Source organism: Orenia metallireducens, assembly GCF_003001995.1.
Taxonomy (GTDB): domain Bacteria; phylum Bacillota; class Halanaerobiia; order Halobacteroidales; family Halobacteroidaceae; genus Orenia; species Orenia metallireducens_B.
Genome location: NZ_PVNB01000037.1, coordinates 22415 through 33841, shown reverse-complemented (window position 1 = coordinate 33841; position 11427 = coordinate 22415). Strand labels below are relative to the sequence as shown.

14 protein-coding genes are annotated in these 11427 nt (G+C 34.4%); all 14 read right to left on the bottom strand.

All coding sequences use genetic code 11. The features are described from left to right. Positions 1-141 precede the first annotated feature (141 nt). The 14 genes from BX659_RS17055 to BX659_RS16990 all read right to left on the bottom strand — a co-directional run bounded on the left by BX659_RS17055 (position 142) and on the right by BX659_RS16990 (position 11384). On the bottom strand, positions 142-1272 hold the full coding sequence (locus BX659_RS17055; RefSeq protein ID WP_216358845.1) for a pectate lyase: 1131 nt from the start codon (positions 1270-1272) through the stop codon (positions 142-144). Between the two features lie 497 nt (positions 1273-1769). After that, entirely contained in the window at positions 1770-2333 is a 564-nt protein-coding gene (gene efp, locus BX659_RS17050) for an elongation factor P (protein ID WP_097019178.1), read from the bottom strand. Positions 2334-2462: 129 nt separating this feature from the next. Then, the gene (locus BX659_RS17045) at positions 2463-3536 is read right to left on the bottom strand and encodes a M24 family metallopeptidase (RefSeq protein WP_097019177.1); all 1074 of its coding nucleotides are present in this window, start codon (positions 3534-3536) and stop codon (positions 2463-2465) included. Positions 3537-3575: 39 nt separating this feature from the next. Further along, positions 3576-4010 carry a type II 3-dehydroquinate dehydratase gene (gene aroQ, locus BX659_RS17040; protein WP_097019176.1) on the bottom strand — a complete coding sequence of 145 codons (435 nt, stop codon included), beginning with the start codon at positions 4008-4010 and terminating at the stop codon, positions 3576-3578. A gap of 2 nt (positions 4011-4012) precedes the next feature. Beyond that, on the bottom strand, positions 4013-5098 hold the full coding sequence (aroB, locus tag BX659_RS17035) for a 3-dehydroquinate synthase (protein WP_097019175.1): 1086 nt from the start codon (positions 5096-5098) through the stop codon (positions 4013-4015). Positions 5099-5176: 78 nt separating this feature from the next. Beyond that, positions 5177-5683, bottom strand: coding sequence for a shikimate kinase (locus BX659_RS17030; RefSeq protein WP_097019174.1), 507 nt, complete (start codon positions 5681-5683; stop codon positions 5177-5179). Positions 5684-5687: 4 nt separating this feature from the next. Beyond that, the gene (gene aroC / locus BX659_RS17025) at positions 5688-6887 is read right to left on the bottom strand and encodes a chorismate synthase (RefSeq protein WP_097019195.1); all 1200 of its coding nucleotides are present in this window, start codon (positions 6885-6887) and stop codon (positions 5688-5690) included. Between the two features lie 653 nt (positions 6888-7540). After that, positions 7541-8098 (bottom strand): hypothetical protein, encoded by a 558-nt coding sequence (locus tag BX659_RS17020; RefSeq protein WP_097019173.1) that lies wholly within the window; start codon positions 8096-8098, stop codon positions 7541-7543. A 12-nt stretch (positions 8099-8110) separates the two neighbouring features. After that, positions 8111-8650: a type 4a pilus biogenesis protein PilO gene (pilO, locus tag BX659_RS17015; protein ID WP_106231953.1), complete on the bottom strand. Its 540-nt coding sequence runs from the start codon at positions 8648-8650 to the stop codon at positions 8111-8113. After that, entirely contained in the window at positions 8647-9162 is a 516-nt protein-coding gene (locus tag BX659_RS17010) for a PilN domain-containing protein (RefSeq protein WP_106231951.1), read from the bottom strand. Before BX659_RS17010 ends, pilO begins: the two co-directional genes overlap by 4 nt. Before the next feature lie 76 nt (positions 9163-9238). Then, entirely contained in the window at positions 9239-10042 is an 804-nt protein-coding gene (locus BX659_RS18845) for a helix-hairpin-helix domain-containing protein (protein ID WP_143786684.1), read from the bottom strand. Positions 10043-10063: 21 nt separating this feature from the next. Then, positions 10064-10522 (bottom strand): PilW family protein, encoded by a 459-nt coding sequence (locus BX659_RS17000; RefSeq protein WP_097019170.1) that lies wholly within the window; start codon positions 10520-10522, stop codon positions 10064-10066. Between the two features lie 9 nt (positions 10523-10531). Further along, on the bottom strand, positions 10532-10900 hold the full coding sequence (locus tag BX659_RS16995) for a type IV pilus modification PilV family protein (protein ID WP_097019169.1): 369 nt from the start codon (positions 10898-10900) through the stop codon (positions 10532-10534). A gap of 10 nt (positions 10901-10910) precedes the next feature. Further along, entirely contained in the window at positions 10911-11384 is a 474-nt protein-coding gene (locus tag BX659_RS16990; RefSeq protein WP_097019168.1) for a pilus assembly FimT family protein, read from the bottom strand. Positions 11385-11427: the final 43 nt, after the last annotated feature.

The window sequence follows — 11427 nt, the reverse complement described above, 5'->3', positions numbered from 1 at the left end:
AAACACCCTGTCACTGTTGGTTTCACACACCGATACGACCAAAACAGCATAGGTAAGACTTTCACTTACTATCTCTATAATTTACAAGACACACAAAAGAAAATGACCGGATTTAATCCGGTCATTTTGATAGTTAATTTATTAGTAGGCTTGTACTTGTGATGACGATGGGAAAATCCACCATGTAAAACTATCATCATTACTATAAGCTGTTATATCTCTATAATATAATTGAGTAGTACTGCTATCGGTACGAGCAATACACTCATCTCCACCGGTTACTGTGACACCATCAAGATAGATTGTAGCTGTAAAGGTTGTCCCCCCACACTGACGAATCAGTTTACCAAAGTTACTAGCTGTAAAACCTTGGACTGTGAAAGTAGAAGCAGCATTTATCTGGAATACCTTATCACTAGCATTATAGGCTGCACCACCAGAAATAACTACATTACCACTTTCTTTAACAGTTAACGCATCTTCTCCAACATCTTCCCAGACTACATTCATCACAGTTACATCACCATAAGTATGCACACCATCACAACCTGGTGCACCAATACGAACATTCTTCAAAGTTGCTCCATCTTCTAATCTAAATATAGGATCTTGGTCTTCAGCTTGACTACCATCACCCATACCTTGAGCAACTATAGTAGCTCCTCCACCATCATAAGTTTCTCCAGCTTCAACCACAATTGTTTCAGTAATAGTAATTGTTCCACCACCATTACTAGAAGCTGGTTGTATTGCAAACAATTGATTATCTGCAGTATAATTATCCCATTGGATAACATTAGCACCATCATCAGTAGAGAGATCAAGAACATCTAATACCTTTCCACTCAATCTACTAGTAATAGTGTAATATCCACTGACAGTTTCCTCGATTTTCCACTGTTGTCCTTCTCCACCCCAATATTCCCATTGATCTATATTAGCTCCACTTGCAGTAGACATCTCATAAACATCCAATGCCTTGCCACTGTATTTATTAATTATACTATAGTAACCATTTCCTAAATCGATTATCTGCCATTGCTGATTATCTCCACCCCAATAGTCCCATTGATTTATATTCGCACCGTTCTCTGTTGAAAAATTATAGACCTCTAACCCTTTACCACTATGCCTAGCAATAATACTATAATAATTATCCGAATCAAAAGCATCCACCGACTTAGCAAAACCAACACTGAATAACAAAGTGAACAGAACCAAGAACATAAACGCAAAACTTAACACTCTTTTCTGGGTTAAACTTTTACTCATTGTACTATTTCCTCCTTAATTAATTTGTTTGGATCTCATCCAAATTAAGAGCTGAGGAATTATTTTGAATAATATCTGCCACAAGAATAGTGTCAATCGATTCAATACCATCAGCAGAACATAAGGAAGATAACTAGTATAGATGAATGTCAAAAATATTATTTTTAAAATTTTAGAAGTGTCAGTAGTATAGGATATCGTTTTCCACTAATCCAGTCTAAAGTGCTCGATAATAAATTACTGTAATCACCATATAAATCGAAGTATAGCTATTATCACTGTAAGTAGCTCAAGCTACAACTTCTTAATTTGGTAATAAGATCTTTATAACATTATCTTAACATATTATACATATATTGTAAATGTTTTTTGAATTTTTTGATTTTTTATTCTTTTAAGATTGATCGATAAGTAAACTGTTTTACAAATCAACAAAAAAAGGACGCAATCTCTGCGCCCTTAACCTTATACTTAAACTCAGTCTTAAAACTTTAATCTTACTTATTAACTCTCTCCATATACTCTCCGGTACTTGTATCAATCTTTAGAATATCACCTTTGTTAACAAATAATGGAACAGTAACCTCTACTCCAGTCTCTACAGTTACATCCTTAGTTCCACCAGAGACAGTATTTCCTTTAACAGCAGGTGGCGATTGAATTACCTCTAGCTCTACTGCATCTGGTACAGCTATACCAATTGGATTGTTCTGATACATTTGAACTTGGATATCGCTATTCTCTTTGATGTATTTATAAGAGTCACCAATCTGGTCTTTAGTCAAAGTAAGCTGTACATAGCTCTCTTTATCCATAAAGACAAAGTCATCACCACTTCTATATAGGTATTGATACTCTCTTGTATCAACATAAGCTTGGTTAACCTTCTCCCCAGCTCTAAAACGTTTATTGATGATTCTTCCAGACTCTATCTCTCTAAGCTTAGTCTGCAAAAAAGCTCCACCTTTACCTGGTTTAACATGATCATAGCCCATAATAGAGTATAACTTGCCATCAATTTCAATAGTCATTCCTGGCTTAAAATCACTTGTAGAAATCATTATGTATCCCCCTTCTAATTCAGTAATTGGTGATTAGTTAAGAAGAATTCTTTACTGCTTACTACTTACTATTCACTTCTCACCACCTATATATCTGCTTTTTAATTGTACATTGTCAATTCTCAATTGTCAATTCTCAATTACTATTAGCTCTTTTGGTGATTTAGTCAATATCTCACAACCATCTTCTGTTACTACTACAATATCCTCAATTCTGACTCCACCCCAGTTAGGCAGATAGATTCCTGGTTCTACTGTTACTACCATTCCAGCTTCTAAGACAGTATCCCCCTTTGGCGATAGTCTTGGTCCTTCATGAATTTCTAAGCCTACAGCATGACCCAGTCCATGACCAAAGTAATCACCAAAACCTGCTTCAGTGATAATATCACGTGCAATCTGATCTACTTCCTTGCCAGTCATTCCAGCTTTAATTGCTTTGATTGACTCTAATTGTGCTTTGAGAACTGTCTCATAAATTTCCTTATGTTTATTGCTAGGTTCAGCACCTACTATTACGGTTCTAGTCATATCTGAATGATAGCCCTCATAGACACAACCAAAGTCCATAGTTACAAAGTCTCCTGCTGCTATTCTTTTATCACTAGCTACTCCATGGGGTAAGGCTGAACGCTCTCCAGATGCAACGATAAAATCAAAGGCATTATCACTAGCCCCTGCTCTTTTCATAAAAAACTCTAACTCTAAAGCAACATCACGCTCAATAACACCCACCTTGAGAAAATCTCTAATCATAGTAAAGGCATCATCGGCAATCTCTACAGCCTTCCTAATCTTTTTGATCTCCTCAGCACTCTTGACCATCCTTAATTTCTTGACTAGACTCTCAGTAGGTTTTAACTCTACATCTAGCTTCTCTTTAAAATTTAAGTATGTATTATAATTCTCATAAGTAGCTTCAAATCCCAGAGTCTCTACCTTTAGTTCCGTAAGTAACTCATTAATTTTATCAAGCTTAGAGTTCTTAAACTCAACTACTCTATAATCTGGAGCTTGCTGTTTTGCTTGTTGAGTATAACGAAAATCTGTGATTAAAATCGCTTCCTCTTGACTGACTAGCACAGTCCCAGCAGTTCCAGTAAATCCAGTCATATATCTGCGATTTTCAGGTGTATTAATTAATAATGCATCCAATTTTGCTTGTTTTAATTCTGTTTGTAATTTAGAGATTCTTTCTTTCATTCTATCACCTCCTAATTATAAATTGTACATTGTTAATTGTTAATTGTTAATTAATCTTATCACTTGTTCTAAAGCCAAGATATAACTACTTGCTCCAAAGCCTGCAATCTGCCCTGTTACTACGGGAGAGATAACTGACTTATGCCTAAATTCCTCTCTTTTATAGATATTACTTAAGTGTACCTCAATAATGGGAATATCTAGCATTGCCAAAGCATCACGAATAGCTATACTATAATGGGTATATGCCGCAGGATTGATAATAATTGCATCTACATCTTGGTGAAAAGCCTTCTGAATAACATCAATAATTTTACCTTCACTATTTGACTGAATAATCTTTAGCTCTACACTCTTCTTAGCTGCAATATCCCGCAAGCTACTATTTATATCACTTAGAGTCTTCAAGCCATAGACATTAGGCTCTCTAACCCCTAATAAATTCAAATTAGGTCCATGAATTACTAAAACCATCGCTACCCTCTCAACTCCTCTAATACTTCTCTAATTATATTATGTGGCAAATCAGACTTAATTACTACTCGACCTATCTCTTCTAATAAAACAAATCTGATTACTCCATCTTGAACTTTTTTATCCTTTGCCAAAGACTTCAAAATATCATCATTATCTAACTCAGTAAAAGATACAGGCAGACCAAAATCTTTCAATATATTCTCTTGTCTTGTTACATCAGCTAAATCTAACATTCCTAACTTATTAGCCAACTTAGCTGCTGCTAGAATTCCAATAGCTACTGCTTCACCATGGACATATCTCTGATAATGAGTTATAGCCTCTAAAGCATGACCAATAGTATGACCATAATTTAAGATAGCTCTAACTCCCATCTCCCTCTCATCTTGGGCAACAACTTCTGCTTTGATTTCACAAGATCTCTTGACTGCATAAATCATTGCTTCAGGCTTTAAGTTTAAGATATCTTCCCTATTATCCTCAAAAAATCGAAAGAACTCTTCATCCCAAATCATTCCATGCTTAATTACCTCTACTAAACCTGCCTTTAACTGCCGCTCTTCTAAAGTCTTTAAAACCTTAACATCAGCTACTACTAGCTTAGGCTGATAGAAAGCACCAATCAGATTCTTCCCTTGGGGATGATTAACAGCAACCTTTCCTCCTACACTACTATCAACCTGTGATAAGACTGTGGTAGGAATCTGTACAAAATTGACTCCTCTCATATAGGTAGAGGCGATAAACCCTGCTATGTCTCCAACTACACCTCCACCTAATGCTACTATTGTAGAGCTTCTATCTAAATTAGCCTCTACTGCTTGGTCATAGAGTTCTCTAGCAGTATCCAAGGATTTGTACTTTTCACCATCACCAATTTTAGCAATACTAACCCCAAAGCCTGCATCTTTAATAGCCTGCTCAACTTCTCTACCATATAAACTATCTACCAACTCATTAGTGATAATTAAGACCTTAGAACCAAGTTTAAGTTCCTTGAGATATTCTCCAACATTAGCTAATATATCATAACCTATCTTAATATCATAACTTCTCTCTCCTAAATCTACTCTAAGCTGTTCCATACTATCCTCCTTTTAAGTTCAGTGACGGGTGACCAGTAACGAGTAATGAGTAAAACAATAATTATTATCAAACACTCTTCACTCTTCACTCTTCACTGCTTTTAATATCTGTTCAACCACTTCTTCTGCTGATAATTGATCTGTATCGATCTGGTACTCAGTACAATTATACTTATCTGCTCGTTCAGCTAACATGCTCTTAATCTTAGCCAAAGGGTCTGCCACCTCTAAGAGTGGACGCCCCCCTTCATCTTTAACCCGCTGGAATATAGTTTCAGCAGTAGCTCTCAATAGAACTACTATCCCATTACTCTTTAAATTATCAATATTCTCTTCTCGTAGTACAACTCCACCACCAGTTGAGATAACCTGCTTATCACCTTGAGAGATATTTAAGGTAACCTTGCTCTCAACATCTCTAAAGTACTCTTCACCCTCTTCAGCAAAGATGTCTGGTATAGATCTTCCCTCAACTTTAACTATCTCTTCATCAATATCTACCAAACAATAATCTAAGATTTCAGCCAAAAGCTTAGCTACTGTAGTTTTTCCCGTTCCCATAAATCCAATCAATGCTATATTCATGGTCTTATCTCTCCTTTACCATAGCGAGATAATTTTCATAATTTGCTTTAATCTCTTCCATACTATCTCCGCCAAACTTCTCCAAGAAGGTTTTAGCCAATTCAAAGGCAACCACTGCCTCGCCGACTACACTAGCTGCTGGTACAGCAGTAACATCAGAACGTTCTACACTGGCTTTAAACTTCTCTTTTGTCTCTAAATCTACCGATGATAATGGTTGATATAATGTAGGAATCGGCTTCATAGCCGCTCTTAAGATGATCGGTTCACCATTGGTCATTCCACCTTCAATTCCTCCTGCATTATTGGTAGTACGATAAAATTTATCATCATAAAAGATTTCATCATGTACCTTAGATCCCCAGCGCTTACCTGCTTCCATACCTAAACCGACTTCTACACCTTTGATTGCTTGAATACTCATCAGTGCCATAGTCAAGCGGGCATCTAATTTTCGATCCCATTGTACATGGCTGCCTAAACCAACTGGTAAATTAGTAGTTCTAATCTCAAAGATTCCTCCCAAAGAGTCTCCTGCCTCTTTACAACGATCAATCTCCTTAATCATCTCTTTAGTAGTCTCTTCATCTACACACCTTAAAGGAGAACCTTCACTCTTAACCTTAAGCTCCTCTAATTCCATATCTAACTTCTTATCTAAAGCTACAGTACCAACTTGTAAGACATGACCAGCTACTTCAATTCCAAAGTTTTTAAGAAAGGTCTTAGCAATAGCACCAACGGCTACTCTCATAGCAGTCTCTCTAGCACTAGCTCTTTCTAGAATATTGCGAATATCCTCATGATTATACTTTAAACTTCCAGCTAAATCAGCATGACCTGGACGGGGCTTGGTAACCTTTGGCTTAACATGCTTAATCTTAGTCTCTTTTTTTATCACTAACTCTTCTTGACTATATCCACTATCACCAAAGGGATCCATAACCTCTTCCCAGTTAATCCAATCTCTATTCTCTATCTGTAAGGTAATAGGGCTTCCTAAAGTCTTTCCACCTCTAATCCCTGACAAGACATTGGCCTGATCAGTCTCAATTTTCATCCTGCCACCACGGCCATAACCACCTTGTCTTCTAGCCAACTCTCTATCAATATCCTCTTTGCTTATCTCCAAATTCGCTGGGATACCTTCCAATATTGTTGTAATCGCTTTACCATGGGACTCTCCTGCTGTTAAATAACGCATCTTCATCTACTCCTCCTTCTCTACTGCTCATATCTAGTAATTTGTTCTTTAACATTCTTGATTATCGACTATAATTCCTGTTTTATTAGAGATATTTTTTATATTATCTTAATTATTGGATAAATTAATACTATTATTGATAAAATATTTCACACTTATGGTTAAATCAGTCATCTAATAATATTTTCTGATGTGAGTAGGATTAATACAATATAGAGATATTGAGATACTTTCAAAATTAAGAAATGTTTTTAAACCAAAGAAAATTGCTGTTTGAACGAAGCAAAAATTGAACTAGAATTTAGAGTTTAATCAAGTTTTAATTAAAGAATCTGATTAATAATACTATTTAGTATTCTGATTGCTGAGTGAGTTTAATTTTCTTCTTGATTGGATTTATCACGAAGGGTTCTAAGAATGAACCCGTAGGTTTGGTTACTTTTTCATCAAGGAAAAACGTAACTCGCCGTTTAGGCGAAACCTGAACTAAAATAAAGCAGAAGTTCTTGAGTAAAACTTGAAACTAAGATATTGCTAGAAAAATAAAAAAGAAAAAGTGTCGCAATATACCAATTAGCTCTCATTGGATCAAATCAAGAAAATATCTATTTTCCATAAATAAAACTGGAGATTTATCCCCAGTTCTATCATCATTAAATTCTATATTTGACTATATCTAATCTATATTCTATCTTATCTCTTAATAATATAATTCCTTTATTCTCTATCTTCTTTATCATAAAATCTTCTAGCCTTTCACCCTCTCTAAGCAGATAAATCCTATCCTCTACCTTCACTACAGCCAGAGAAGATTTACCCTTTTTAGTAATCCCTAATAAGGCAAAAGGAGAATTACTTGAATTGAGTTGATGTATATTATTCTTTCTGTTATCTTTGATCTGATTATTGTAGCTAAACTCTAGCTTACTATTAGTTGATTTAGCAAAGGGAGACTCTCTTTTGCTATTCTTAAGTCCATATTGCTTACTTCCCTTAGGATCCTTAGTCTCTCTTATCTGATTGACTATTTTTCTGCTAGTATTATTCTTCTCTTCTGTCTTAGTTATAGTAACTGGCTGCTTACTATCCTTTACTAATAAGATTCTTGTCCATAAGAAGATGGCTACTATTACTAAAATTATTGATAAGACTAACTTTATCTTCTGCTTAATAATCCACTCTCTTTTCTTCCTGCTAAGTTTACTATTCACTTCTATTTTAGTTCACTCCTTTAAGGAATAAATATATAATAGTGTCTTAATCTTCAAACTATTACTCTTATCTTTGATGATAGAGAGATTCTCTACTGTCAGCAGCCTATCCATGGCTTCTAATTGGGAGAAGAAAGCTATTAGCCGCTGATAGTCTGCTGAAAATAATAAGTTAATTGGAGCCTTAATATAATTATCTTCCATTATAAAATCTTGAGGTGATAGGTTAGTCAAATTAATTTGATTATCAGCAATCAATACTTCTAAATCTTTTAAGAATTTAGTCAATCCCAGCTCAGAAGGTACAGTAGCGTCTAACCTTAGCTTCTCTTTAAATACTTCATCTCTCATAACTCTCTGCTTTTTGGGATTAAGAGCCAGCTGCCTTAATCGTTCAATATTATCTTCTTTATGCTTAACAGCCAACTTCAATTCTCTAGCCTTGACCCTACTTAATTGAATATTAAAGCAGTAGATTAAAGAAGATAGTACGATAGCTAAAATTAATGGGGCTAATGATTCTAATCTCTTTCTTCTTATATTATCACTCATAAATCCAGCCTCCCCTCTATCCCAAAAACCACCTTATTTTCTCTAACCTCACTATATTTAAGACTAATTTCAGCAAAGTAAGGGTACTCTTCCATCTGATTGACTGTCTTAATAACCTTGCCATTATTAATGCTTTCAGCATTGATCTGTAAGTGTTGATTCTGATTAATTATAAAATTATTTAAAACTACATCTTCAGGGATTAAGCGATTAAGATCTATAAGAAGTTGGTGGTAACTGATATCTTGGGATAATCTATTGATTAACTCTTTCTTATCTTTAAGTTTTGCTCTCTGCTCATCTAATAATCGCTTCTCTGCCATTACAGGTTTTAGAGAATCCAATCTATTATTAAGAACTATCATCTCCTCTTGATAAGTCAGGATACTCTTATAGTTATAAAGGGTAAAACCAAGCATAATAGCTAATATAAACAAAGAAATGACAATATTCCTTCTTTTTTCCTTCTGATATTTAATTTTTGAACGATATTCTAATGGAATTAAATTCATAGTTTATTTGCCCCACCTTTATATAATTTTAGAATTTGCTTTAAAGATAAAACTATATGTAAATATTACAATTCAATCACTTTAACTCTATAAATCTTGTTATCTCCCTCTTAATTTCTTTATCCTCAATACTTACTTCTAATCTCACTTTAAAATTATGTGAAGTTACTTTGATTTTATTCTCTAAATTAGAGTAGATAACATCCCCAATTCCATCAACACTCTTAATATCAATTTTATTAGCAAAGGGTCTACTTGACTTGATATTATCAAATAAAGTATCACCAATATTACTTAAGGATTTTAAGACCGAACTAGAGGCAGTATTTATATTTATCCTTCCATCTGATCTAACAGTAACATCATCCTTTATATTCTCGTAAGTCTTACTCTCAGATTCACCACCAGCATTACCTATTCCACTGACTTGAGATAACTCTTCTATAGTATTAAAGTCCCTTTTAGCAATAATATCCTCTGCTATACTCTCTCCTATTTCATCTAAGGAGGCTAACATCTCTTTACTAGCTATATTGATATTAACCTTACTGCTCTCGTCGACTATCTCTAGTATTTTATATTTAACTGTTAGCTTATGATTGCTACTATCTATTATTTCTAGAGACTTCTCATTATTACATAAAAGTTGTAAATTTGCCTGACTAATATACTCCAACTTATCTAAACCATTATAAGCCTCGCTAACTCCTAGATCAACTATCCCCTCTATTAGGTAATAATCGCTTATACTCTCTTGATAGTTCTTAGCAATCATAAATTCAGTTATAGTCAGCCTTAATACCGCTGGAAAGAGAAGAGCAAAGATCGTTAAAATTATTAAAACAAGAAATAAAGCATATCCATCCTCTTTGACCATCATAATTATCACCCAGTTCAAATATTATAATTGTTCAGCTCTAATCTTGATTGCTGTTTTTAATAACTCTTCTTTGCCCTTATCTTCAATCTTTAAAGTAATATATAAGAGGTTACCTACACGCCTTAAATCAAAAGAATTGACCTTATTACTGATAATATTGTAGTCATAATCTAAGCAGAGACCACCTCCTGCTCTATAATAAATTACTCTCTTCTCTCCTTTTTGATCTATATAGGCAATTTTAGAAGCAGGATTATTGTTAAACGTCTTTATAAATTTAGCCTGTTGTAGATTAGTAACTACCATATTCAAACTTATCCTCAATTCCTGCTCTAAAACAGACTCTAGCTTATTAAACCTCCAAGTATTATAAATATTCTCCTTGACTAAATATAATGAAGACGTTACCATCCCTAGAATTACTATAACAAACATCAGCTCTATCAGTGTATATCCCCTCTCATCTCTTAACCTTATCATCTTTTCCTCCTAAACATCCCTTATAAAAGTAATTAATTCAGCTCTAAGGGTCTCTTTAAAATAAACCTTTACTATAATCTCTTTAACCTCTGTTTCAATACTATCAACCTCAACTAAATACTTATAATTAGTAAAGCCACCTTCTCCTATCTCAGCTAAAGCTCTACTATTAATATCTCCAAAAACCTTAGCTCTCTCCTCTTCTAGCTTTAATCTGGCTAAATTAGTAGCTATAGTTAACTGCTTAGCCTCGATTATCTTAGTGCTATTATCAATCAGCAGCTTGGTTAAAGGAAGTAATATCATCGTTAAAATTGAGAGAGCTACCAAGAGTTCAATCATCGTAAACCCAGCTTCATCATTAAGATTATAATCCACAAATCATCACCTACTCTACATTCAATTCTCCTGCATTTGAAGAAAATATTATCTTCTTAGTACCATAGCCTAACTTCACTAGCTCTACACTCCCATTCCCTCCATCAATATTACCAAGAGTTTTGAAGAAGACTGCTGTTTGACCAGTACTTTTACCATCACTATAATAAAAACTTATCTTACCTAGCTTGACCTTACTCTCCTTTAAGTCTACCTCTTTAATTATCTGCTTAACAGCCTCATCCTTAATAATCTGATATTTATTGTCAGCTTGATAGAATACAACTCCATATTTAACCTTTTTAATAATAGCTTGCTGCCTTGCCCACTGTAAGTCCATAACTAATTTGTTAGTAGCAGTAGCTAACTCCAAATATTCAAGATAAGCCTTGAACTTTGGAAAGGATAGTGAGGCTAGAATCCCAATAATTGCAATCACCATCATTACTTCCACCAAGGTAAAACCATCTTCTTGCTTTAACATATGCAGATTACCTTACTTTCTTTTTATCTTGTAATTATTACCA

Excerpts from the sequence above, each read along its gene's own strand:
- aroB (WP_097019175.1), bottom strand. The coding sequence starts at position 5,098 with ATGGAACAGCTTAGAGTAGATTTAGGAGAGAGAAGTTATGATATTAAG.
- BX659_RS17055 (WP_216358845.1), bottom strand. The coding sequence starts at position 1,272 with ATGAGTAAAAGTTTAACCCAGAAAAGAGTGTTAAGTTTTGCGTTTATG.
- pilO (WP_106231953.1), bottom strand. The coding sequence starts at position 8,650 with ATGAGTGATAATATAAGAAGAAAGAGATTAGAATCATTAGCCCCATTA.
- BX659_RS16990 (WP_097019168.1), bottom strand. The coding sequence starts at position 11,384 with ATGTTAAAGCAAGAAGATGGTTTTACCTTGGTGGAAGTAATGATGGTG.
- BX659_RS17010 (WP_106231951.1), bottom strand. The coding sequence starts at position 9,162 with ATGAATTTAATTCCATTAGAATATCGTTCAAAAATTAAATATCAGAAG.
- BX659_RS17030 (WP_097019174.1), bottom strand. The coding sequence starts at position 5,683 with ATGAATATAGCATTGATTGGATTTATGGGAACGGGAAAAACTACAGTA.
- efp (WP_097019178.1), bottom strand. The coding sequence starts at position 2,333 with ATGATTTCTACAAGTGATTTTAAGCCAGGAATGACTATTGAAATTGAT.
- aroC (WP_097019195.1), bottom strand. The coding sequence starts at position 6,887 with ATGCGTTATTTAACAGCAGGAGAGTCCCATGGTAAAGCGATTACAACA.
- BX659_RS17045 (WP_097019177.1), bottom strand. The coding sequence starts at position 3,536 with ATGAAAGAAAGAATCTCTAAATTACAAACAGAATTAAAACAAGCAAAA.
- aroQ (WP_097019176.1), bottom strand. The coding sequence starts at position 4,010 with ATGGTTTTAGTAATTCATGGACCTAATTTGAATTTATTAGGGGTTAGA.
- BX659_RS17000 (WP_097019170.1), bottom strand. The coding sequence starts at position 10,522 with ATGATAAGGTTAAGAGATGAGAGGGGATATACACTGATAGAGCTGATG.
- BX659_RS18845 (WP_143786684.1), bottom strand. The coding sequence starts at position 10,042 with ATGATGGTCAAAGAGGATGGATATGCTTTATTTCTTGTTTTAATAATT.